The following is a 23,603-nucleotide window of genomic DNA, read 5'->3' as shown; positions in this document are numbered from 1 at the left end:
TAACGGAGAGGTCAGAAAGAATCTGGAGAAGCGGAGCGTTCGCATTTATCATCGGATTCCCGGAAGGTCGGCGTGACCGATCGAGAACATATGCCACCCAAACCTTTGCGAATGATGGGCATAAAAAAGTTCAGAATCAATCCTCCGAAACATACCGTTAATATCGTTCCGATTCCGATCGGCCCTTTTAAAAGGACTGCAACCAGCAAAAAGGCCAGGTAAACCAAAGTTCTCGCGAAAAACAGGTTGGTTTTCATCAAATCCCGAATAATCAACGTTAACCGGTCTACCGGAATCGGCGCAAAGTTGGTGTATAAATACGTAGCCGTGCCCAGCCCGATAACGATGAGGCCGAATGCAAAACAAACCCATTGACCAGGCCACAACTCAGACCCCGGCCAGCCCTGCAGCAGAAAAAGCCACAGATCGATCCCGAAGCCTGTGATCATGGCTGTCAGCAATCCTAATATTTCCGGTCTTCGTTGGCTTAACAGTGCATTGCAGCCTATTAACATCAAAGCAACGATGATCTCCCAACTGCCTACCGTAAGTCCAACATTTTCGGAAAGTCCGACCAAAAGGGCATCAAAAGGCGACGTTCCAAGATCCGATTGGATGGTGAGAGCGATGCCCAGCGTTAACACGAAAATACCGATGACGTAAAATACAAACTTCATATTGACTCGACCCCATCACTCTAAAATTTTGTTGCAAACTCAACAAAAATAATATACATTAAATATATTCCATTGCTCGTTGCATTTGCAACAAAAATATAGAACGGAAAAACACCAAAGACTTTGAATGATCTAGGAGTGAACCGATACCATGACGATACAGTGGACAAAAGCCAACCTCAACGATGTACAATTGCTTCAGGAACTGAGCATTCAAACGTTCAACGAGACATTTAAAGATCAGAATTCCCCTGAAAACATGAAAGCTTATCTGGATAAAGCGTTTAATCTGAAGCAGTTGGAGAAGGAGATGGCCAACGACTCGTCGGACTTTTATTTCATCTATTTCAATGAGGAACTTGCGGGATATATGAAGATGAATACAAGTGACGCGCAAACCGAAAATATGGGGAACGATTCGCTTGAGGTCGAAAGAATCTATATTAAGCGCGATTTTCAAAAACATGGGCTTGGCAAATACCTGCTGAACCAAGCGATCGAGATCGCCAGGAAACAGGATAAAAGGAAAATTTGGCTGGGCGTATGGGAGAAAAATGAAAACGCGATCGCTTTTTATGAAAAAATGGGGTTTATTCAAACGGGGGCGCACGCTTTCTACATGGGAGATGAAGAACAAACGGATTTGATTATGACCAAAAACCTCGTTTAGTTCCTCGTTGGATCAATAGGGTAGTAGAGTAATAGTGTAATGGGGTACGCATTGGCGTGCCCTATTTTTACGTGTTTTAACAGACGCTTTCTCACCCCATTCTCCCATCGCTAACCTATGGCATGATAAAAAGCTTTACAAGATATAGCAGTAAACGGTAAAGTAACGACATTGAAGAGGATGGTTCAGAAACTCCACAATTTAAACAAAGGATGGTCTGCGGATGGAGCGCAATCACCGGATCAAAAGGTCGGGGTCATGGATTGGAAACTTGCGGTTTCAAAACAAATTGCTGATCAGTTATTTGCTGGCATGCATTGTTCCGTTATTAATTGTAAGCGTATTCATTTTTCGATACTCCGCTGCTACGCTCGAAGATTCCTCGGAAGAGTTCGCTTCGCTGTACACGTCACAAATCAAGTCTTCGTTGAACGAATTCATCAAGGAATATGATAAAGTCACGAAGTCGGTGCTGGTCGACAACCAGCTGATTTACAACCTCGGAGAAGAGCGGAACATGCCCATGGACGAGGTGGTCAATCAAAGGGTCGCCGTACAGCAACTGCTGATGCGGGTCGCGATGCTCAAATCCGAGATTGGCACGGTGATGCTGATCAGCCGGGATCACCACGTGTATCAGTACACAACGACAACAAGCAGGGTGAACGAAAAGAGGCTGCTTTCCCAAGCGTGGTACCAAGGAATCCAGAGCTTGAACGAAACCTTCTTCATTACCGGTTTGCATGACCGTTCCTATTATGAAGATCAAGGAGCGGGAGCCGTCGTGACGTTGGGAAGAGTGTTATATAACTCTAATGGTGCGTATGCAGGCTTGCTGCTGATCGACCTCGATCCCTTTGCATTGCTGCAGCTCGATCACGAATTTATCACGACCAGGGATAAATATGGCATCAATGTCGTCATTTACAACCGGCAAGGAGAAATCGTGTACCATTCCGACGCGGCCAGCGGCCAAATTCCGTGGGAAGAATGGATCGGATTGAAATCGGAGCTTATTGGCGAAAGCGGCAGCAAAGACCAGATCCGCTTATCCGGCAGCACTGCCGGGGGGGAACTAAACATCCAAACCGATATTCCACGGTCAAAGCTCCTGCAAAAGATCAATCAGATCAAAGGCATGAGCACCATCGTGATTCTGGTCAGCTGCCTGATTGTTGTCCTCATCTCATTTTGGTTAAGCCATAGAATTACCCGGCCGATCATTCGTCTGCGCAGAAGTATGAAACGAGCGGAAATGGGAAATTATCATCCGATCGAAAAAGAGCATACCAACGACGAAATCGGCGGCCTGGTGCACAGCTACAACAAAATGATCCGCACGATCAAGGCATTGATCGAAGACGTGTACATGGCCGAAATCAAGCAGCGTCAAGCGAAGCTCACCGCACTTCAAAATCAGATCAATCCCCACATGCTGTACAACACCCTGGAATCCATCCGCATGAAAGCGCTGGTGAACGATGATGAAGAAACTGCCGGAATGATTAAAATTTTGGCTCGCATGTTTCGTTTGACCTTGGGCAAAGAAGGAAAACGCCATTCCGTGAAAAATGAACTGGATTATACGATCAATTATTTGCAGCTTCAGAACATGCGTTTCGATCATACGTTCGAATGGGTGATTGATATCCCGGACGAAATGTTGGAGTGCAGCATCATTCCATTGATTTTTCAGCCCATCGTTGAAAATAGCATCAACCACGGATTTATCGACTACAGCCGCAAATTGACGATCACCATTACGGGAAGCTGGACGAAAGATGGGGACCTCCTGTTCCGGATTTCGGACAACGGGAGCGGCATGACTTCGGACAAATGGATGGAGATTCAACAGTCGTTGAAGGAAGCCGGTACGAACAAATCCAAGTTGGAGCAGGAGGAGGAATCTGCAGAAAAAGGGCTGGGATTGCAAAACATTTCGGAGCGAATCAAGCTCAATTATGGCGATGCGTACGAATTAACGATGATGTCGGAAAGCATGAATGGAACAACCGTCGAGATTCTGATCCCAAAACATAATTCGTAAGTTGGTTTGAAATGACCGAAGGTGGTGTGCTTGGATGAAAATTATCGTGGTGGACGACGAAAAAGGCATTGTGGAAGGTCTTAAAAAAATGATCCATCGATACATTCCGGAATGCGAAATTGTGGGGACCGCCTATAACGGGTTGGAAGGCATGGATATCATTCAGAAAAGGAAGCCGGATATCGTCATAACAGACATACGCATGCCGCAGGCGGGCGGCCTGGAGATGATCCAAGCCCTGAAGCAAAGCAGCTGCACGGCAAAGTTTATTTTGCTCAGCGGATATGCCGACTTTGAATATGCAAGGACAGGCATGCGGCTCGGCGTAAGGTTCTATATGAACAAACCGGTTGAGGAAGAGGAGCTGCGCGATTGCGTCCGCCAGGCCATGGAAGAAATCCGTGCGGACAATGCCTCCCTGCAGGAAATGAAACAGCTGAAACAGGAAGTTCACGGCAGGAATCAGGAAGAAGCTTTGCGGAACATCCTTGAACTTGGCGGCGGTCATGCGGAACTTGTACAGGAACTGCTTCAGATCGCCCAAATCCCTAGAGACAACAAGGTTTTCACGTCGATGATGATCGAATTCCACGGGCCTGTCGAGGTTCTGAAAGAGTCGGGTTTGGAACCGTTGTATCAGCGCATTGATCTGGCTTTAAAGAGGTACGAGGGCGTCTACCGGTTCCGATATTCGGGTCCCCAAATTGCTGTGTTGATTGCGCATGGCGGAGCGATTGGCTATGGTGAACTGGTGCGTTCGATGCGCAATCTGAGAGAGGATGTGCATCGGAATTTGAACTTATCCATCGCTATTGGCATCGGTTCCGTGCAGGAACGTGCAGAAGGCATCGGTCAATCGTTTGAGGAAGCCCGGATGGCACTGAGTTATAAAGTCATCAAAGGCGGGAGCGCCGTCATTCCGTTCACGGAGATCGTTAACTCGGGAGAAAGCAGCCAGCCGGTACCCGAGCATTTTATCAATAAACTGGAAAGTGCGCTCGATAACATGGAGGAGGCGGAATGCACAGGCGTGATCCGCGAGATTTTTCGATGGATGGAGGCAGGGTCCAACATGGGACTGCAGGATTTGCAGTTAAAGTGTCTGCACATCCTTGTGGCAAGCACGCGCAAGATGTCTTTCCAGCAGCTGCAGCAGAATGAGTCTTTGGGACGCCATATTCTTTCATTGGAGGGCATTTCGCGGTTTCGAACGCTGGCAGAGCTGGAAACGTGGATGATTCAAACCTTTCGCGGCATCATCGGGTTCAAGCTGGAACACCATGTGCCCAAAAAGAAAGACATGATTACGGAGATGCAGGAATATATCGCGGAGCACTACAATCAACCGCTTGGCCTTGCGGAATTGGCCGCACGTTTTTATATGAATCCGTATTACCTGAGCCAGTTTTTTAAACAAAAGACGGGGGAGACTTACCTGAATTTTTTGACCCGTATCCGGATCGACAAAGCCAGGGAGCTGCTGGAGAATACCGATTTGAAGATATACGAAATTTGCCATAAGGTAGGTTATTCCGATGCGCAGCACTTTGCCCGGATGTTCGAAAAGCTGACCGGCTGCAAACCGCGGGAATATCGCAAAAACTTGCCGACGAATTAAGCGAATGTTCACTTGCCACCCCGAAAGGGGTGGTTTTTTCACCTTAAAAATAGCGTGTTTAAACTTAAAAATGCCCAATTGAGAGACGTTCATTCGAATTGTATAGTTAGCATGTAAGCGGATTCATCCAAGAGATGCCAGGGAGGAGGAAGGACTTGAAGTCTATTGCGTTCCATCGTATGAAAGTCTATTGGCCCTTGTATGTGATGGCCATTCCGGGAATCGTTTTTCTTATCGTTTTCAAATTCATTCCCTTGGGCGGCGCGGTCATTGCCTTCAAAGACTACTCGGTTTTCCAAGGATTTGTGGATAGCCCTTGGGTAGGACTCAAGCATTTTAACACGCTGCTTCACCATCCTGACTTCGCTCGTGTATTCGGCAACACACTGATGCTGGGGCTGCTTAAGCTGGTCATCGTGTTTCCGGTCCCGGTGATCCTCGCGTTGATGATCAATGAAATCCGAAAATCAGCATTGAAGAAAGGAATCCAGACCGCGCTGTACATCCCGCACTTTTTATCATGGGTTATCGTGGGGGGCATTCTGTTCGATTTCTTTTCGTTAAGCGGATTATTCAATACGGTCATCGGCTGGTTTGGGGGAGAAGCGGTTTTGGCCATGCAGGAGAGCGCCTATTTCCGGCCGATTTATGCCCTGTCTTCGATATGGAGGGATGCCGGGTGGGGGACCGTGGTGTATATGGCGGCCATCAGTGCGATCGATCCGCAGCTGTATGAATCGGCGATGATCGACGGGGCATCCAAGTTCAAACAGATTCGCCACATTACGTTCCCGCTCCTTTTGCCAACCGTGACGGTGCTGTTTTTGCTCGAAATCGGGAATTTCCTGGACCTTGGCTTCGATCAGGTGTATAACCTGCTCACGCCGATGACCTATAACGTGGGAGATATTCTGGACACGTACGTATTCCGAACGGGCATTCAGCAGGCTCAGTACAGTTTTGCGACGGCGGTCGGCCTGTTTCAGTCAGTCATTGGATTCATGATGGTATACGTCTTCAACAGGCTGTCGAAAAAAGTATCGGACGGGGGGCTCTGGTAACATGCTCGAATCGAGAAGCGAAAAAGTGTTCACCACGTCGATTACCGTCTTTCTCATTCTATTTTCCATTGTGGCCATCATCCCGCTTCTATCCGTGATCGCGACCTCATTCAGCTCGAAAAGCGTTGTGGACATGAATCTGGTCACCTTGTGGCCCAAGCAGTTTACGCTGGATTCGTGGAAGTACATTTTCGACCGTCCCGATCTGTGGAAATCTTTCTTCATTACGCTCGGCTCAACGTTAATCGGAACCGTGCTGGCATTGATCATGACTGCTTTGTTTGCATACCCGCTCTCCAAGTCGGAGTTCCGCTGGGGTTCATTCCTGATGGTGGCCGTGGTCATTGCGATGATCTTCAAAGCGCCGATCGTGCCTTATTTCCTGACGGTTCGCAGCATCGGCCTGTACGATAATCCATTGGTGCTGATCTTGCCTCACATCCTGAACCCGTTCAACCTAATCATCATGAGAACGTTCTTCAAGCAATTTTCCAAAGAGTTGGAGGAAGCGGCCTTCTTGGAAGGCTGCGGATATTTCCGCATGCTGTTCCAATTCGTGCTCCCGTTATCCAAAGCCGTACTTGCAACGCTTGCCCTGTTCTATGGCGTGGTGTTATGGAATCAGTTCCAGCATCCATTGTTTTTTCTGCAAGACGCCAACTGGTTTCCGCTTCAGATCAAGATTCGGCAATTCATTACGGATGACAGCGTCATTATGGCCGGAGCTGCCTCCACGGTGGACCTGAACTACAATGAACGGACCCTAAGAGCGACTACCGTCATCTTTGCGATTCTCCCGATCATTGTGGTCTATCCTTTCCTGCAAAAATACTTTGTCAAAGGCGCCATGATCGGCTCCGTGAAAGGCTGAAGCAAAGTCTGCGGTTGGCTACACCTAAACTATAAATCTATGAATAGGGGGAATACAGCATGAATCTTAAAAAGTTCTGTATGGTGCTTGCGGCAAGCGTGCTTGCGATCTCTACGGTTACGGCTTGCAGCGGGAGCAGTACTTCTTCCGAGGCTCCAGCTTCCGGCAGCGGGGATGGCGTGATCGACTTGGAGGTATGGGGAACGAACATCGGGTACAAAGCGGTGACCAAAGGCAGCAAGCTCTACGAGTTTTACAAAGAAAAACTTGGCGTTGGCGTAATTAATCCGTACGTAGAGTGGAACGGCGGCACCAATTACCTGAATCAGCTGAACCTGAAGATCGCCGCGAACGAAATGCCCGATCTTTTTATCCCGCAGCAAGGCATAGAGGACAGCTTGGCCAAAAACGGCGCGATTGCCGATTTGACGGAACTTTTGCCAAAGCATGCGCCTAACGTATGGGAAGCTATTCCCCAGGAAATGTGGGATGTGGTGAAAGCAAACGATCCGACCGGCCAGGGCAAAATTTATTATATTCCTGGTGTCGTGGAATACGGACGTTATGCCGGCCTGATCCGCCAGGATTGGCTCGACAAGCTCGGTCTGTCCATGCCGACGACTCAAGACGAATACGTCAATGTGCTGAAAGCATTTCGGGATATGGACCCGAACGGCAACGGCCAAAAGGATGAACTTCCGACCGGTGGCCGCGAACAGGCGCGCTGGATGGACCATTTGTTTGCCATGTATGGCGTAGCGATGTTCGAAGGTTATCCGGAGTGGGATATCTATGACGGCGAATTGACGTATGCCGCAGTAACGCCGAATATGAAAGCCGCCTTGGAATTTATCGCCAAGCTCTATCAAGAAGGACTGATCGACAAAGAATCGTTGTTAAACAGCAAAGACAAATGGGACGGCAAGATTCAATCGGACAAGGCAGGGAACTATTTTCATTGGGTCGAGAGCGGAAATTTGGTTTTGGAGAATCTGAACAAGAATACGGGCGTGAAGGCCGACTTTACCGTGCTGCCTGTACCGAAAGTCGAGGGCTATGAAGGGTTCTACACGATGAAAAGGTTTGCGCCGCCGCAGTGGGTCGTGAAGAACAACAAGGACGAGGACAAACTTATGGCGACGTTAAAGCTGCTCAACAACATGTATAACAAAGAAATTTGGAAGGACTTGTTCCTCGGCGTGGAAGGTATGCATTACGAAATGAAGGACGGCAAAGCCGTCAGACTCCCCGACGACAAGAGCAGCCAGGAAAATATGATTTTGAATACTTCATCATCGTTAGCAACGCTTGATTTTACGATGGAATTGCTCAACAGCACGGCCTCCGAGGAAAGCAAATGGGCCATTGATCAAGTCACACGAAATATGAAGGAAGCGCAAAAGTATGCCAAAGTCATTGCGGGAGACGGCATGCCGGCCAGTATTTACGACGGTTTCCCTGACATCAACAACCGCACATTGTATGTGGAATACGCTACCAAAATCATTTTGGGACAGTACCCGATCAGCAAGTTCGATGAGTTTGTCGAAAAATGGTATCAGTCAGGTGGGGAAGAAGTGACGAAACGGGCCAGGGAATGGCATGCCAAAGTGAAAAAGTAACCTTCGAACAGGGGGAAAAGCGATGAACCATCGATTACAAGATGTGCTTGATGGTCGGGAAAGCAATTATATTCTTCCTTTTCTATGGCAGCACGGAGAGGATGAACAGACGATTCGGCAAGAGATCGCTCGTGTGCATGAAGCCGGGATCGGAGCGGTATGCGTCGAATCCCGACCCCATCCGGATTTTCTAGGACCGAAATGGTGGGAGGATATGAATGTCATTATGGACGAAGCCCGAAATCGAGGCATGAAGGTATGGATTCTTGATGACGATCACTTTCCTACGGGACACGCAGGAGGGAGGGTCAAACAGGCTCCCGCGGAACTGCATCGCAAGTTTCTGGCGGAGAGGCACATCGACACGTTGGGACCGGCAACAGGGGCTTCGCTGCTGCTGGAACCGATATTGGCGAACGGAAAGCATGAATTGATATCCGCCGTGGCCGTGCAAAGGGACTCCATAAACGGGGGGCTATGCGGTGCTGCGGTTGATCTTACCGAATTCGTTCAGGATGGAATTTTGTACTGGGACATTCCTGCAGGATTCTGGCGTGTGTTTGTCATTTCGGTGAATCCGGATGGCGGCAGCAAAAAACAAGAGCATTACTTGAATCCGCTGGACCGGGATTCGACCCGTATTTTGATCGACACGGTGTATGAGGCGTTCTTCGAACGATATCGTGAAGATTTCGGACAAACGCTGGCGGGCTTTTTTTCCGACGAGCCCGGATTTTATAACGATCCGGAAACGTTCGATTTCGACTCGAAGCCGGGGAAACCGGGAGTGCCGCTGCCCTGGAGCCGCGACATGCCCGGTTTGCTCAAGCGGTCGTTGGGTCCCGATTACCAGCAGCAGCTGCATTTGTTGTGGCATGATGCCGGAGAAGCGTCCAGCAAGGTAAGGTATGCCTATATGAATGCGGTCAGTCAGCTGTACGCGGACCATTTCTGCAGCCAGATCGGAGATTGGTGCCGGGAGCGGGGCGTGGAATACATCGGACACGTGCTGGAGGACAACAACATTCATGCGCGATTGGCAGCAGGTGCCGGACACTTTTTTCGCTCGATGTGGGGACAGGATATGTCAGGCCTTGACGTTGTGTTATGGCAGATCGTTCCCGGTTTCGACGAACTGCCATTCCGATGGAAGGCAGGAGAGACGGACAGCGAGTTTTTCCACTATGGTCTCGGCAAGCTCGGTGTGTCACTCAGTCATATGGACCCGAAAAAAAAAGGCCGGACGATGTGTGAACTATATGGGGCATACGGCTGGACGGAAGGTTTGAAATTGATGAAATGGCTTACCGACCATATGCTTGTGAGGGGGGTTAACCACTTTGTTCCGCATGCGTTTACCCAGAAAGCATTCCCGGACCCGGATCATCCGCCGCATATGTATGCCAGCGGGAAAAATCCGCAATATCGCTACTATAAAGTGCTGAATCAATATATCAACCGCATCAGCCATCTGATCTCGGGAGGCAGGCATGTGGCCACTGCGGCCGTACTGTATCATGCCGAAGCGGAATGGTCCGGGGAATCGATGTATTTTCATAAGCCGGTCAAGGAGCTGATGCAGCATCAAATCGATTGCGATGTCGTTCCCGTTGACGTTCTATTGGAAGGAGCCAGCGTTACCAGCGGAAAACTGCACATCCATCAGGAGGATTACGGGTGCCTGATCATACCCTATGCAGAAGCGCTTCCGGTTGCAATGATTCAGCGTTTGGCGCAAATGGCCGAGCAAGGGTTGCCGGTCCATTTTATCGACGGGCTGCCTCGACGATCGAGCGAGGGAGTTCAAGTGTTGGCTGAACTGTCACAGCTCGCCAGCGATCCGAGCGTAAACGTCTCAAGCCTGAAAGGGCTGGCAGCTTCGCTCATCAAAGAAGGACTTTTCGACATTCGGGCAGAGGGAGACTTGCCATACCTTCGGAATTACCATTATGTGCATGACGATTTGCATGTGTTCATGTTTTTTAACGAATCCCCGCATCAACCTGTTCAAACGAAGATTCATTTGCCGGTGTCGGGAAAGTTATATGCTTATGACGGGTTTCTTAATCGGCTAACAAGGGTAGATGCCAGTCAGGATATGGACGGCGGCAGCATGGCTGAGATCGCGCTTTCCCCCTATGAATCCGTCGTTTGGTTAAACGGGGCTATCGTTGAAGAGAGCGTTGAGGCGATGCCTTGCCCTGCAACCGAATCTACTATCGCTGTTGAGCTTAACAGGGTATGGACGGTGTCTACGTCCCGAGCGGAAAAGTATCCGCATTTCGAAGCATGGGGATCGTTAAAAGACTTATGCAGCATGAGCGGTCCGGACGTTTTGCCGCGATTTTCGGGAACGTTCCGCTACGAAACGGATGTTGAATGGGGTGAAACCTCAGATCGGGTTCTGCTGAACTTAGGCGAGGTGTACGAAACGGCCGAAGTATGGGTGAATGGGGAGCATGTAGGGGTCCGAATCTGCCCTCCGTATCAACTAGACGTTAGCAGATTCCTCATAAAGGGGAACAATTGTCTAATCGTTGAAGTGACGAATACGCTCGTGAAAGAGCAGCGGGACAATTTATCGTCGTTTGCGCAGCAGGAACCGAGCGGCCTTCTTGGGCCCGTGCAATTGGTCGTGTTTAAATAGAAATCAAAAAAGTCGCCAGAGGCGACTTTTGCTATTCATCGGACGAATAAGCCGAATTACAAGTTTCGCTGTGCTTCTGCTGCTTGCAGCAGTTGACCGTCTGTTGCCGAACCGTCAAGGAAAGTCAACAATTCCCGATTGAATTTCTCCGGTTCATCGAATAACATGGCATGGCCGCTATGTTCAAACATCACCAAGCGGGCATTCGGTATGCTCTGTGCTGTCAGTTCACCCAATTCCGGCTGCACGATTTTGTCTTTCCGCCCGTGGAACACAACGGTCGGAACGTTGATGGCCGTCAGATCGTTTCGGAGATCCTCGTCCCTTAGCGAAGCGGCGGCTTTGATCGTTCCATGATGGGATGCTTGATAACAGAGAGACTCGAGCCATACCATCATGCCAGGCTGCGTTTTGGTCCGGGTGAATTTCAAACCTAATTTATTGAGCATCGCCGGCCTGTTCTCGTAAGCAGCATCGATAAGCTGCGAAGTGACATCGTCCGGCTCCATGCCATAATCGATCCCGGGACGCCGTGTAAACACCGGCGTCGCGGCACCGGCCAGCAACAACCGATGAATGCCATAACCCTGATGGCGAGCCATATATCGAACCGCGATCGCTCCGCCCATGGAAAAACCGACCAAAGCCGCGTTTTCGAGGCGAAGCTCATCAATGATGCTGCGGAGGTCATCCGCCATGCGGTCATACGAATAATGTTCCCACGGCGCATCGGATTTGCCAAAACCGCGGAGATCAACGCCGATGCAGCGGTAACCTTGCTCCGCGAGCAGCGTGTATTGATACTCGAACATCAGATGATTGGCCGGCCAGCCGTGCAGAAAGATGACCGGAACGCCTTCACCGATATCTTCAACATAAATGTTGACGTTGTCCTCAGTCTGTACGTAATGTCCCATTTTGGTTCCCTCCCACCTATTCAATGAAAAATACTCTGTTCAGCAATCAAGCTGCTATGGTTTGGCGATTCGGTTGTGTTGATACACTATTAAACGCATATCGATAAACGCAAACAAAGTAGTTCCACGACCAAGAAAAGTCCAAGATCCGTTGAGTGAACCACCTTATTGAAAACCATCGAAAACGACGATCCAGCCAAACGGTGAAAAATATAAACATAAAAAGAAGCCCGAAGACGTAAGAACGTTCCGTCTTCGGGCTCTTTTCTTAGTCGGCCGCTTTGGCAGCCAAGTTCATTTCCGCACACATCAAGATGAATGCGCCTGCTCCATGAAGGTCGTTTTCGCTCGTAGGACGAGCAATGTAATGGTCATAGTCGCCAATCCCTGTACCGATGCATATGTTGCCGATGACAACGTTGCCGTCGTCGTCAAATTTCAACGTATCAATCACGCCTTGGTAGCCCTTCCAGGCATACTTCAAGTATTGCGGGTCCAAATATCCGAACCGAACGGCTTTGGCGATGGCGTGCACATACAGCGCGGTGCAGGAGTTTTCGTGCCAATTGTCTGCGCGGTCGCCTTTATCCACCACTTGATACCACAATCCGGTGGCAGGGTCCTGATAGTTCGTCAGCGCGATCAATAGATCCTGTACAATCGCTACAAGCTTTTCTTTGTCGGGATGATCCTTCGGCATGTATTCGAACATTTCGAGCAGCGCGACCGGATACCAGCCGATGGCGCGGCCCCAGAATTCCGGCGCAAGGCCAGTGACCGGATCGGCCCATTTGGCTTCCTTCGTTTCGTCCCAGCCATGATACAGCAAACCGGTAACCGGGTCTTTCGTATGTTTCTCCATAAGCAGCGCTTGAAAGGTCATCATGTCGATGTATTCGCTTTCACCAAACGTGTGGGCAAATTGCACCGCAATCGGTCCGGCCATGTACAAGCCGTCGAGCCACATTTGGTTCGGGTAATGCCCTTTGTGCCAGAATCCGCCGGATTCGTTCGTTGGCCATGATTTCAACAATGGAACAAGTGTATACAGCGCTTTTTTGTACCGCTCGTCTCCGGTTTGTTCGTAAAGGGTGAAAAGAAGCACGCCAGGCTGGATGTCGTCCAGTTCATCAGGCTTGAATTTTCTGATGCTCCCGTCCTCAAGGACCTGGCTGTCGACCCAACCCTTCATATAGTCATATAATTTCTGTTCTCCGGTCTGCCGCCAGCACTTTTCCATGCCGGACAGGAAGACGCCTTGATGGTAATGGAAACGGTCCGGCGGAAGGTTCTCCGGCTCGAATTTGTTCATTAAGGCTTCACAAGCTTTAAGTGCCCATTGGATCGGGGTGGTTAGAGATGAAGCAGTTTGCATGCGTATCCTTCCTCCTTGGGTTATTTGTACTCTCATTTTAGCATCAGAATATGTACATGTTTTGCGGAAAAACTCCATTTCTTCTTATTTCTTGCGGTATAATGAACTACAGGGATGGGAGGGAGATCGAGGTTGGGGAATCTTTATTTTGAGAACAATGCTGGCACTTTCCTGGTATCCCACCGCAAAGCGTTAAGCCACCATATGCCGGAAAGCCATTTTCACAGCACCTACGAAATTTATTATTTGATGTCCGGTCATCGGGCGTTTTTTATCCAAGATCGGACGATTACGATTAACGAAGGCGATCTCGTTGTGATCGCGCCCAACATTTTGCACCGTACCACCAATGCGGAACGGCCGAAGCATGAACGGCTCATCATCAATATGCATGAACGGCTTTTCTCGCCGGACGGTTCCCATCAGGACGTGTTTCGGCCTTTACTCGAACGGGATTATCTGGTCTTGAAACATTCCTTGCGCAGCAGGCAACCCATTGAAACGCTTGTCGGTGCGATGATCCAGGAAATGCAGGAACGCAGAAAGGGCTTTGAGTTGTTTGCCCAGACACTTGCGCAGCAGCTCCTCGTTACATGCTGCAGGCATTTCATGCAGCACGATGCGGAGCCGATGGCCTCACCGAGCCCCATGCACGAACGAGTGTCGGAGATTGTCCGCCATATTAACGAGCATTACATGGAAGAACTATCGCTTCACTTGCTGGCAGACAGGTTCTATATCAGTCCTTATTATTTAAGCCGATCCTTCAAAGAAGCGACGGGGTTTGCGTTTGTCGAATACGTGAACAGCGTGCGGATCAAAGAAGCAAAGAAGCTGCTTGAGACTACGTCCATGAAAGTGAACCTGATCGCAAGGAAGGTTGGCTTCGGGAGCGTTACACACTTCGGAAGGGTGTTCCGGTCGGTCACGGGCAATGCCCCGTTGCATTATCGAAGCAAAGAATAACACTTCTCAAGTGATGGTTATATCAAGCTTTGCGTAAAAAAGGCTAACCAATGAGTTTCCCGACTCATCGGTTAGCCTTTTTGCTGTTTCGTATTCATGGGCATCAAAAACGAACCTTGTAGGCGAGGCTCTTTGGCAAACTTATTGTCGCTGCTGGTTCGGGAAGCTCCCGAATGACTGGGAAGGCATTCCGATGCCGTGGTTGGTATTATACGGCTGCTCAAATGAATTGACATGTTGAGAAGTCGTATTGGCCAGTTGTTGTGCAAGGTTAGCGATTTGTTGCAGCTGTTGGATCGCTGTTTGATGGCCTTGCAGCGCGGTTTGAATGATATGTGCCGCCTGCTGTTCGCGCTGAGCGAGTTGTTCAAGCTGCTGCGCGTTGCTTTGCTCTTGTCTCAAAAGCTGTTGATACTGCATGGATGCTTGCTGCGTTTGCTGCGTGAGCTGTTGTGCAAGCTGAGTAATTTGCTGAGACTGTGAAAATTGGTTCATGTCGAATCCCTCCAATGGTCATTTGAATAACAACTGTAGTATGGAATAGGCAATTGGAAAATATTCAGTAAAAGTTGGGGGCGGGGGCACAGATCTTGAAGGTGGAAAACACTCTGTCATTCCAGGCTGTTATGCATATTTTCAGAAATAGGTAGACATATTAACCGGAAAATAAAGGAGGTGGAATTGTGCTGACCCGTTGGATGAAAAAGGCATTTGCAAAGCCTAAAGAGAATGCTCCACAGGCAGTACAAAATCATCCTTCCGAGAGCATGGGAATATCGTTTCGAGATAAAGTGGAGGCGATTCAAAAGGCGTTTGATCAAAGTCCCGATTTGGTTGTTCGGGAATTTTCCGCATCGTCTCCAGATGATTCCGTTTTGGCGATCTGTTACCTTGAAGGATTGACAGACCCCGCCTTGATCATTGAAATGATGGATTCCGTTCTTCGAATGGTCGACTCCATTTCCTCGGCCGAAGAACAATCTATCGATGCATCGGTTAGGAGACTTCTACCTTCTGGAAAAATTCAAAATTTGCATACGTATTCCAAGGTTTATGAGGCCATGCTAACTGGCCATGTCATTATTTGTATGGACGGCGTACAGCATGTGTTGTCCGTTCCCGTGAGCGGAGGAGCAAGGAGGTCGGTGGAAGAGCCTACCTCGCAGACGGTGGTCAGGGGTCCGAAAGAAGGTTTCACGGAAGAATTGAGCACCAATATGACCCTGATCCGGAGAAAACTCCGGACAGCGGATCTGAAGTTTCAAATGCACCATATCGGTTCGGTTTCTCAAACGTCGGTTGCGCTGGTTTATATTCAAAACATCGCGAAGCCTGAAGTCGTGGAAGAAGCGACAAGGAGGCTTAATGCCATTTGCACCGACAGCATTCTTGAGAGTGGATATATTGAAGAATTTATTCAGGATGCGCCCTTGACGCCTTTCCCGACGATGCTTAACACAGAGCGGCCGGATACGGTCGCAGGCAGTCTTTTAGATGGTCAAATCGCCATTCTCGTGGATGGAACCCCGTTTGCGCTCGTTGCTCCCGTAAGCTTTTTTAATTTCTTTCAAACGACCGAGGATTACTACCAGCGGTATGATATTTCTACATTTCTCAGAGTCATCCGCATGCTGTGTTTCTTCATTTCGCTTTTGCTGCCATCCACGTTCATCGCATTAACGACCTTTCAGCAAGAAATGATACCTACGACCTTATTGGTCACCCTTGCAGCCCAACGGGAAGGTGTTCCATTTCCAGCTTTGCTCGAAGCACTGCTCATGGAAATTACGTTTGAAGTCATTCGCGAAGCGGGAGTTCGAATGCCTCGGGCCATCGGACCGGCAATATCCATCGTTGGCGCATTAGTGATCGGACAGGCTGCGGTCGAAGCAGGATTAGTTTCGGGAGCCATGGTGATCGTCGTGTCTTTTACCGCGATCGCCAATTTTGTCATTCCATACTTCAGCATGGCGACAGCCGTTCGTTTGCTGCGGTTCCCGTTCATGCTGCTGGCGGGCACGCTGGGCATATTCGGAATATTGGCCGGGGCCGTGCCTTTGTTGGCTCATTTGGTTTCGCTGAGGTCCTTCGGCATTGATTATTTAATGCCATACAGTCCGTTCTACAAGTCCAATATGAAAGACCAATTGCTGCGGGTTCCTTGGTGGGCCATGAAAACAAGGCCGGATGAAAAGGCAGGCGCAAACAAAACAAGGCAAGCGGCTCATCAATTTCCTTCGGGATCAAACAATGCCATAAACAGTATCCCTGATTCCGAAACGGACGAATAAAGGAGCAAAAAGCTATGATTAAACGCTGGTTCAGCGTCCTGATGCTGGCTTTGTCCATGGTTGTGGCCGGGTGCGGCAATCTCACGGAAATGAACGATTTGGGCATTACGACGGCAACAGGGATTGACAGGCAGAACGGAAAATGGCTGGTGACCTGTCAAACGATCGTTCCCCCCGCGAGTGCGGGGAAATCTTCATCAGGGGGGTCCCAAACATCCGTAAATACTTTCACATCGGAAGGCAAAACCATAAACGAAGCCGTCTCCAAAAGCAGCTTGGAAAATTCCAAAAAATTATATTTTGCCCATACCCATGTCCTTCTGATCGGTGAAGAAGCTGCACGTCGCGGCATTGCGGAAGTCATGGATGAGTACTATCGCAGTATAGATGCGCGGGAATCGGTTAAAGTGCTCGTTGCGGACGGGCAAGCCAAAGAGTATTTAAAATTTCAAGTTCCTCCAGAGAAACAACCTGGTCGGGCGTTATCGGGAATTCTGAATCGAAATACGGAAATGGGCTCTTTTTACCCCGTGATGACTCTTCACGAAATCGCACTGAAAATGACCTCGGACAGCGGGGCAGTCGGAATACCTACAATAACGGTTAAGGGAAAAGAGCGCAGCGAATTGGAATCCACCGATATCTTCAAACAAACTTCTCCGCCAGTCAAATTGAGATTAGCGGGATTAAGCGTATTCTCCAAAGACAAAAAAATCGGAGAACTAAGCGAGAGCGAAAGCTTGGGCATCTCTTGGCTGACGAATCGGATCAAAATCGCCAACCTGACGTTTTCGGGTGATAACGGAGAGATCAACTCTTTTCTTGTCCGAAAAGCAGTTGTTAACGTGAAACCCCTGAAGTCCGGTTTACATTATATTGTTCATGTCGATGTAAAGGTCAACGCCGAATTAAGCGAGAGCACCTCCCAAAAGGAGATCACAAGCGCCAGCGATATTCGCATCTTGCAGCGACAAGCCGAACAAGTCATTAAAGCACAGGTTGTACAGGGGTGGACCGCGAATCAGCGGCTTCGCGTCGATTTGCTGGGCCTCGCAAACAAAATTCATCAAAGACATCCGAAGGACTGGAAAGCGATTCAGGAAAACTGGCCCCAAGAGTTGGCTCAAATGGACGTAGAGGTGGACGTAGGCGTCAGCCTCAAACGGGTCGGACTTCTGCAGGATTCGTTCAGCAAGTTGCTCAAATCGAAAGAGCAAGAGGAGCACTAAAACCAAAAGGGGATGTACAACATGGCTTTGGCCAAGACGCTGCGGGTATCCGAACTGGCGGTATGCCTTTCCCTGTTTGAAGTAGGGAGCACGACCTTGTTTCTTATCGGCGGAGAAGCCAAGCAGGATGCATGGATGGCCATGCTGGCCGGGGCCTTTGCCGGCTTGCTGCTATTGCTTCTGTACCTGGGAATCCACCGCGAAGCGCCTGATTTGGATTTGTTTATGCTGTTTCGGCGCTACATGGGGAAAGGGTGGGGAACGTGTTTAAACGTGTTGTTCATCGGCTATTTCGCTTACGAAGCATCCCGGAATTTGCGCGATCTTAGCGAGGTCACCGAGTTGACGCTGCTAAACAAAACGCCCATGTGGCTCATCAGCATAATCACGATCGTGGTGGTGTCCAACACCGTGCGATACGGATATCGCGTGTTGTTTCTTATGTGCATGATCTTGTTCCCCGCCATGCTGCTGGGTTATGTGTTGATCAGCATTCTAATACCTGCTACGGGTCTGTTCCACTTAGAGCTTAGCTTGCCGGTTCTGGACCAGGGATGGGGAAGCATCTTCAGCGCCGCATTTCCGGAAATCGTTTCTTTTCCTTTTGGGCAAGTTGTGTTGTTCCTGGTTTTTTACCCCTATGTGCGTCAAGGCGGAAACTTGAACAAGGTGGTCATCATCGCCTATACCATAACCGCTCTTGCGTTAACGTTTATCAATCAGCTTGTCATTTTCGTCATGGGTCCGCAAATTGCAGCATTCAGCACGCTTCCGCTTCTGCAGACCGTCCAGCTGATTGACATAAGCGAGGTGTTTGAGCGCATGGACGCCTTGTTTACGCTGCTTCTTTTTTTAGGGCTGGGTATCAAGCTGGCGGCGTTTTTCCACGGTGCGGTCATCGGGCTTGAACGAATAACACGCGTGACTTACAGGCGCTGGGTTCTGCCGGTTGGACTGGCTCTGTACGGCGTGTCTTTCTTGTCGCCCACGTATACTCAACACATCGAGGTGGGGCGCGGGTTTACGGTAAATTATATTTCTCCCGTCTTTCAAATCGTCTTTCCGGTACTGCTTTATATCATTGTGGTCTTGAAAAGAAGAAAAAACGCAGCCTCTCGTGATCCATCAATGAAATAAAAAAATGATTCGCTGGCCCGTCCCCGGACGGTTGCAGCGCAATATCGAAAAGAGTCGAATGGTTTGCCAAATTAGTGAAAATTATTATAGACTTATTTTATTCATCATTGTCCAAGGGGGAAATTGAGTGATTCAAAGCAAAGGCAGAGTGCAGAAATCGAACAAAGTAAGAATCGTTTCCAAAGTATTGCTGATTATGATCGGGGCTTTTATTACCGCATACGGCCTGGAAGCCGTATTGATACCCAACAATGTATCCGACGGAGGGGTGACGGGTCTCAGCATCGTTGGTTCCAAGCTGTTCGGGCTGCCGCTGGGGCTGTTAATCGGCATCATTAACATTCCTTTCGTTTGGCTCGGATACAAACAAATCGGCAAAAGCTTTGCCATATATTCGGTGATCGGCATTGCCTCTCTGGCCGTCGGCACCAGTTTAATGCACCATGTTCCAACCATTATTGAAGGTGATACGCTGTTGATCACCGTTGTCGGCGGGATTATCATCGGTTTCGGTATGGGTCTTGCGCTGCGTAATGGCGGGGCGTTGGACGGAATCGACATGCTGGCCGTATTGCTTTCGCGCAAACTGCCTTTCGGAACCAGTGATCTGATTTTGTTTTTGAACATGTTTGTCTTTATTGTCGTTTCGAGCGTATTCGGTCTTCAGGGAGCCATTCTCTCCGGACTTGCTTATTTCATTGCTTCCAAAGTCATACATATCGTTGAAGAAGGTTTGAGCGGCTCCAAAACGTTCAAAATCATTACGAACCAACCCGAAATCATGGTGGAGACCATCCGTGACCGGTTAGGACGGGGAGCAACATACACCGATGCTTACGGCGGCTACACCAATGAACAGTTCAAAGAAATCACTTGCGTCATCAACCGGATGGAAGAGAGCAAAATCAAAGAGATCATCCACGAGATTGATCCCGGTGCTTTTGTTGTCGTATACGATGTAGCAGAAGTGAAGGGCGGCAATTTCAAAAAGAAAGACATCCATTAATGGCCTGCGCCGTTGTTGGAAAAGTGAACATCATATTTGAACAGCCGCTATTTTAGCGGCTTTTTTGTTCCTCCACGGCAAGGATTACGCTGCCGACTCCAGGCATGATACATTCAGGATTGAAAGAGTGCCCTCCGGTGGTCTATAATCAATTTCACGCCAAATGGTACCGATAAAATTGAAAACGGTTTATAATCAAACGATTAAAGCCGGATCGTCATTGAAACAATTTATAATTGAAAGGGGTTGCTATCAATCATGCAAGGCGAACGAAATACAAAGATCGATCCATACTTCAATAAACTCAAACAGTGGAAGGAAGAGTTCCATCTGCTGAGGGAAATCATTCTGGACTGCGGTTTGACCGAGGAGTTCAAATGGATGCACCCGTGCTACACGTTTGAAGGCAAAAACATCGTGTTGATTCATGGCTTCAAAAATTATTGCGCCCTTTTATTCCACAAAGGAGCATTGCTGAAGGACCCGCACGGGATTTTGGTACAGCAAACGGAAAACGTACAGTCCGCGCGCCAGATCCGATTTACCGAGGCGGAGAAGATCGAAGACATGCAGTTGATCTTGAAGGCATATATTGCCGAAGCGATCGAGGCTGAGAAGTCCGGTTTGCAGGTGGAGTTCAAAAAGAAGGAAGAGTATGCCGTACCCGAAGAATTGGAAAACAAATTCGTGGAAATTCCCGACTTGAAGGCAGCATTCGAGGCTCTGACGCCGGGGCGGCAAAGGGCGTATCTTCTGCATTTTTCTTCACCCAAGCAGTCCAAAACCCGCGAAGCCAGAATTGAAAAATATATGGTGCATATCTTGAATGGCAAAGGGATGAATGACAAGTAACAATCTGTGATCTGGACAAGATGGTTGGATTCTTTCAAAAGGTCGCTAATGTATATAAACCGCATGAGTCAATCACACAAGGCCACTGCGAGTGCAGACCATCTTCCGATCGCTGTTATCCCCAGATTTTTTGGATTCCCCTTTCTAAGGGGAAAATCCGGTGAAGCTTATGCTTCCGATGCAGCTTTCTTTCAGAAAGCTTTTAAGCGAACACTTCGCTTCTCCAGATTGGTTCTGCCTCTCCGTTAACGTGAGTATGTTTTTTGCGGTTTATATAGCGACTTTTTTTCTTTGCCTTAGGGAGATGTAAAAACGAGTAACAGAAATATTTTGAATTTTATCTTTACAAGAGATGATGTCTATGATATATTCTAATTCCGGGAGCAAAATTGATAGGACTCCGGTAAACAAACTCTGCATCATACATAGAAGACAGTTGTTGATTGATGTGAGATGAATATTTTTTAATTTTCCCTGATAGCTCAGTTGGTAGAGCACTCGACTGTTAATCGAGTTGTCACAGGTTCGAGTCCTGTTCGGGGAGCCATAAGGCCCGTTGGTCAAGGGGTTAAGACACCTCCCTTTCACGGAGGTAACAGGGGTTCGAATCCCCTACGGGTCATCGCAATTTTATTGCAGCATACGGGGTGAGAACCCCAAAGGTTCGTCGGAGGATCAGCTTCGCAAGTGCAGGCTTCGCAGTCTCGAACGAAGTGAGAGTATCCCCTACGGGTCATTACAATACTTTATGATTCACTAATATGGCGGTGTAGCTCAGCTGGCTAGAGCGTACGGTTCATACCCGTGAGGTCGGGGGTTCGATCCCCTTCGCCGCTACCATATTTGCCGGTGTAGCTCAATTGGTAGAGCAACTGACTTGTAATCAGTAGGTTGGGGGTTCAAGTCCTCTCGCCGGCACCATGATGCGCGTGTGGCGGAATTGGCAGACGCACTAGACTTAGGATCTAGCGTCTTTGACGTGGGGGTTCAAGTCCCTCCACGCGCATATTTATCGTTTGTTAAACCCTTGGGAGCAATCCCAAGGGTTTTTCTCTTTTACGGAAAGTCTACGTCAACTTTAAGCAACATGTTCCTGTTCCGAATGACCGGACCCCTGCATTTATGACTCCAATAAATATTGGAAACGATCTACTGTTCGTACAATACCTTCGGTGATATAATGTCATAGCTTTAGATTGAAAATAAATTAGTAAAGGAGAGTTGGAGATGATTCACCCCAAGTACAATGCCAGAACGGCTTACCTGGTAATACTGACCCTGGTATGTTTTGTTTTCAGCGCATTGTTGCTGCATCCAGTTAAAGCAGCTGCAAAAGGAGAGCAAATTTCTGCGGAACAGCTCAAGAGCATGAGTCGCCTGTCGTTCACGGTCCGCGACGCCAATCAGACCCCTTATACGGTGTATATCTTCGCTGACGATGAGCAGAAGAGCACATTGACCGAACCGAACAATTGGACCAACAATAAGAAGGGCGATGCTAGTTATTCAGGTACATATCGCGCAGCACTGTTGAAAAAGGGAGCAAAGTACGGAGTCGTTCAAGCAGCCAAACTGGATTTGAGTACAATCATTTTACCGCAAACCTGGAATTTCGTCGTGAAAAGCAAAGAGTCCGGAACTCCCGATATGCTGATCATTTCAGATTGGGGAACGTCCAACTTCAATGAAGTAAAAACGTATATTGTTCGCTCAGGCGAACTGCGCCGCGTGAACTTCGTAGACAACAATGGCAAAAAAATCGGTGATCGCTATTCGGCCATCCGAGGCGATGGTATACGTACTCTGTCTGGGGCCAGAGTGCAGTTCAAAAATTATAACAACCTGCAATTCGTTTACGGCGTGGATACGTTCAAATTAAATGCAAGCAAATTGGAACTGCGACTGGAAGATACACGGAATACCCGTACGAAAGCTTGGCCGAATTCAGGTACTGGAGATCGTGCTTATTTGAAAAGCCTTAAGAATGCGGCCGTAAAAGGCGTATTGCCTGGCCGCACCGATATCAAGCTTGGAATGACGATCCAATCCGCTCAAAAAAAGCTGGGCAAACCGAAGTCCAAATCAAATGGAGAGTGGGGAGCAATCTACTATTACACCCAATTCGGCCTGGGTTTGGATGGTTATATGCATGAGCTTAACAATAAATCCCGCATTGCCATGTTCGAGTTGAACAACGAAAAACGATACCTCTCCCCGCTGAATGTCAAGCAATGGATGGGAAAACCTTCGTCTGAATATTATAATGAAGCCGCTGGAGGCTATGAGATGGTATACAACGTAGGGAAGCATACGATCGTTTTCAATTATGAAGAAGAACATGATCTGATTGATTTCACGAATATTTATTAGTTTCAGTGTAGACAAAAATAGAGTGTATTGAAAAAAGCCGCTAAACATATAAACCGCAAAAAAACACACGTTAACGGAGAGGTAGTACCAATCTGGAGAAGCAAAGCGTTCGCCTAAAAGTTTTCTGAAAGAAAACTGCATCGGAAGCATAGGCTTATCCCCGGATTTTCCCTTAGAAAGGGGAATCAAAAAAATCCGGGGATAACAGCGATCGGAAGATGGTACTGCACTCGCAATGCCTTGTGTG

At 48.5% G+C, this 23,603-nt stretch carries 18 protein-coding genes and 5 tRNA genes; 19 read left to right on the top strand and 4 right to left on the bottom strand.

Annotation, left to right across the window (positions count from 1 at the left end; all coding sequences use genetic code 11):
• Positions 1-11 precede the first annotated feature (11 nt).
• Complete coding sequence (locus RSX24_RS11365) at positions 12-677, bottom strand: YczE/YyaS/YitT family protein (RefSeq protein WP_343260637.1); 666 nt, start codon at positions 675-677, stop codon at positions 12-14.
• A 151-nt stretch (positions 678-828) separates the two neighbouring features.
• Between RSX24_RS11365 and paiA the strand changes: the two genes are divergently transcribed.
• From paiA to RSX24_RS11330, 7 genes are all read left to right on the top strand, one after another.
• Positions 829-1,347, top strand: coding sequence for a spermidine/spermine N(1)-acetyltransferase (gene paiA, locus RSX24_RS11360; RefSeq protein ID WP_343260636.1), 519 nt, complete (start codon positions 829-831; stop codon positions 1,345-1,347).
• A 223-nt stretch (positions 1,348-1,570) separates the two neighbouring features.
• Positions 1,571-3,394, top strand: a complete 1,824-nt coding sequence (locus tag RSX24_RS11355) for a cache domain-containing sensor histidine kinase (protein ID WP_343260635.1) — start codon at positions 1,571-1,573, stop codon at positions 3,392-3,394.
• A 34-nt stretch (positions 3,395-3,428) separates the two neighbouring features.
• Positions 3,429-5,012, top strand: a complete 1,584-nt coding sequence (locus RSX24_RS11350; protein WP_339278160.1) for a helix-turn-helix domain-containing protein — start codon at positions 3,429-3,431, stop codon at positions 5,010-5,012.
• Positions 5,013-5,167: 155 nt separating this feature from the next.
• Complete coding sequence (locus tag RSX24_RS11345; RefSeq protein WP_236413981.1) at positions 5,168-6,073, top strand: ABC transporter permease; 906 nt, start codon at positions 5,168-5,170, stop codon at positions 6,071-6,073.
• Position 6,074: 1 nt separating this feature from the next.
• A complete protein-coding gene (locus tag RSX24_RS11340) occupies positions 6,075-6,944 on the top strand; it encodes a carbohydrate ABC transporter permease (RefSeq protein WP_236413983.1) in 870 nt (289 codons plus the stop codon).
• Positions 6,945-7,003: 59 nt separating this feature from the next.
• Positions 7,004-8,566, top strand: a complete 1,563-nt coding sequence (locus RSX24_RS11335) for a type 2 periplasmic-binding domain-containing protein (protein WP_343260634.1) — start codon at positions 7,004-7,006, stop codon at positions 8,564-8,566.
• Positions 8,567-8,588: 22 nt separating this feature from the next.
• Positions 8,589-11,213, top strand: a complete 2,625-nt coding sequence (locus RSX24_RS11330) for a glycosylhydrolase-like jelly roll fold domain-containing protein (protein WP_343260633.1) — start codon at positions 8,589-8,591, stop codon at positions 11,211-11,213.
• A 56-nt stretch (positions 11,214-11,269) separates the two neighbouring features.
• On the opposite strand, the gene RSX24_RS11325 is transcribed toward RSX24_RS11330, so the two are convergent.
• Together RSX24_RS11325 and RSX24_RS11320 are read right to left on the bottom strand one after the other, a co-directional pair.
• Positions 11,270-12,130 carry an alpha/beta fold hydrolase gene (locus RSX24_RS11325; protein ID WP_236413989.1) on the bottom strand — a complete coding sequence of 287 codons (861 nt, stop codon included), beginning with the start codon at positions 12,128-12,130 and terminating at the stop codon, positions 11,270-11,272.
• A 268-nt stretch (positions 12,131-12,398) separates the two neighbouring features.
• A complete protein-coding gene (locus tag RSX24_RS11320) occupies positions 12,399-13,505 on the bottom strand; it encodes a glycoside hydrolase family 88/105 protein (RefSeq protein WP_343260632.1) in 1,107 nt (368 codons plus the stop codon).
• Between the two features lie 132 nt (positions 13,506-13,637).
• Here RSX24_RS11320 and RSX24_RS11315 point away from each other — a divergent pair, with 132 nt between their 5' ends.
• On the top strand, positions 13,638-14,471 hold the full coding sequence (locus RSX24_RS11315; protein WP_343260631.1) for a helix-turn-helix domain-containing protein: 834 nt from the start codon (positions 13,638-13,640) through the stop codon (positions 14,469-14,471).
• 141 nt (positions 14,472-14,612) lie between these two features.
• Here the strand turns inward: RSX24_RS11315 and RSX24_RS11310 are convergent, their stop codons facing one another.
• On the bottom strand, positions 14,613-14,966 hold the full coding sequence (locus RSX24_RS11310) for an AMP-dependent synthetase and ligase (RefSeq protein ID WP_236413995.1): 354 nt from the start codon (positions 14,964-14,966) through the stop codon (positions 14,613-14,615).
• Positions 14,967-15,154: 188 nt separating this feature from the next.
• On the opposite strand from RSX24_RS11310, the gene RSX24_RS11305 reads away from it, so the two are divergent.
• The 11 genes from RSX24_RS11305 (at position 15,155) to RSX24_RS11255 (ending at position 23,356) form a co-directional block, all read left to right on the top strand.
• Complete coding sequence (locus RSX24_RS11305; protein WP_339278166.1) at positions 15,155-16,762, top strand: spore germination protein; 1,608 nt, start codon at positions 15,155-15,157, stop codon at positions 16,760-16,762.
• Positions 16,763-16,776: 14 nt separating this feature from the next.
• Positions 16,777-17,991, top strand: a complete 1,215-nt coding sequence (locus tag RSX24_RS11300; RefSeq protein WP_343260630.1) for a Ger(x)C family spore germination protein — start codon at positions 16,777-16,779, stop codon at positions 17,989-17,991.
• A 21-nt stretch (positions 17,992-18,012) separates the two neighbouring features.
• Positions 18,013-19,128: a GerAB/ArcD/ProY family transporter gene (locus RSX24_RS11295; protein ID WP_343260629.1), complete on the top strand. Its 1,116-nt coding sequence runs from the start codon at positions 18,013-18,015 to the stop codon at positions 19,126-19,128.
• A 130-nt stretch (positions 19,129-19,258) separates the two neighbouring features.
• Positions 19,259-20,134 carry a YitT family protein gene (locus RSX24_RS11290; protein WP_438286823.1) on the top strand — a complete coding sequence of 292 codons (876 nt, stop codon included), beginning with the start codon at positions 19,259-19,261 and terminating at the stop codon, positions 20,132-20,134.
• A 258-nt stretch (positions 20,135-20,392) separates the two neighbouring features.
• A complete protein-coding gene (locus RSX24_RS11285; RefSeq protein WP_343260628.1) occupies positions 20,393-20,986 on the top strand; it encodes a YdeI/OmpD-associated family protein in 594 nt (197 codons plus the stop codon).
• 471 nt (positions 20,987-21,457) lie between these two features.
• A tRNA-Asn gene (locus RSX24_RS11280) sits at positions 21,458-21,533 on the top strand.
• 3 nt (positions 21,534-21,536) lie between these two features.
• Positions 21,537-21,608 (top strand) — tRNA-Glu (locus RSX24_RS11275).
• Positions 21,609-21,749: 141 nt separating this feature from the next.
• Positions 21,750-21,826 (top strand) — tRNA-Met (locus tag RSX24_RS11270).
• A gap of 5 nt (positions 21,827-21,831) precedes the next feature.
• A tRNA-Thr gene (locus RSX24_RS11265) sits at positions 21,832-21,907 on the top strand.
• Positions 21,908-21,911: 4 nt separating this feature from the next.
• Positions 21,912-21,992 (top strand) — tRNA-Leu (locus RSX24_RS11260).
• A gap of 221 nt (positions 21,993-22,213) precedes the next feature.
• Positions 22,214-23,356 carry a DUF4309 domain-containing protein gene (locus tag RSX24_RS11255; RefSeq protein WP_343260627.1) on the top strand — a complete coding sequence of 381 codons (1,143 nt, stop codon included), beginning with the start codon at positions 22,214-22,216 and terminating at the stop codon, positions 23,354-23,356.
• The last annotated feature ends 247 nt before the right edge of the window (positions 23,357-23,603 follow it).

The sequence above is a fragment of the Paenibacillus hubeiensis genome (assembly GCF_032334105.1).
In the GTDB taxonomy this organism is placed as follows: Bacteria; Bacillota; Bacilli; order Paenibacillales; family Paenibacillaceae; genus Paenibacillus; species Paenibacillus hubeiensis.
The sequence above is the reverse complement of the archived record's forward strand: the minus strand, read 5'-3'. Positions and strand labels throughout refer to the sequence as shown.

What these genes read in the sequence shown, in the direction of transcription:
- RSX24_RS11285 (WP_343260628.1), top strand. Translation starts at nt 20,393, where the DNA reads ATGCAAGGCGAACGAAATACAAAGATCGATCCATACTTCAATAAACTC.
- RSX24_RS11355 (WP_343260635.1), top strand. Translation starts at nt 1,571, where the DNA reads ATGGAGCGCAATCACCGGATCAAAAGGTCGGGGTCATGGATTGGAAAC.
- RSX24_RS11325 (WP_236413989.1), bottom strand. Translation starts at nt 12,130, where the DNA reads ATGGGACATTACGTACAGACTGAGGACAACGTCAACATTTATGTTGAA.
- RSX24_RS11255 (WP_343260627.1), top strand. Translation starts at nt 22,214, where the DNA reads ATGATTCACCCCAAGTACAATGCCAGAACGGCTTACCTGGTAATACTG.
- RSX24_RS11320 (WP_343260632.1), bottom strand. Translation starts at nt 13,505, where the DNA reads ATGCAAACTGCTTCATCTCTAACCACCCCGATCCAATGGGCACTTAAA.
- RSX24_RS11295 (WP_343260629.1), top strand. Translation starts at nt 18,013, where the DNA reads ATGGCTTTGGCCAAGACGCTGCGGGTATCCGAACTGGCGGTATGCCTT.
- RSX24_RS11340 (WP_236413983.1), top strand. Translation starts at nt 6,075, where the DNA reads ATGCTCGAATCGAGAAGCGAAAAAGTGTTCACCACGTCGATTACCGTC.
- RSX24_RS11365 (WP_343260637.1), bottom strand. Translation starts at nt 677, where the DNA reads ATGAAGTTTGTATTTTACGTCATCGGTATTTTCGTGTTAACGCTGGGC.
- RSX24_RS11330 (WP_343260633.1), top strand. Translation starts at nt 8,589, where the DNA reads ATGAACCATCGATTACAAGATGTGCTTGATGGTCGGGAAAGCAATTAT.
- RSX24_RS11335 (WP_343260634.1), top strand. Translation starts at nt 7,004, where the DNA reads ATGAATCTTAAAAAGTTCTGTATGGTGCTTGCGGCAAGCGTGCTTGCG.
- RSX24_RS11300 (WP_343260630.1), top strand. Translation starts at nt 16,777, where the DNA reads ATGATTAAACGCTGGTTCAGCGTCCTGATGCTGGCTTTGTCCATGGTT.
- paiA (WP_343260636.1), top strand. Translation starts at nt 829, where the DNA reads ATGACGATACAGTGGACAAAAGCCAACCTCAACGATGTACAATTGCTT.
- RSX24_RS11350 (WP_339278160.1), top strand. Translation starts at nt 3,429, where the DNA reads ATGAAAATTATCGTGGTGGACGACGAAAAAGGCATTGTGGAAGGTCTT.
- RSX24_RS11310 (WP_236413995.1), bottom strand. Translation starts at nt 14,966, where the DNA reads ATGAACCAATTTTCACAGTCTCAGCAAATTACTCAGCTTGCACAACAG.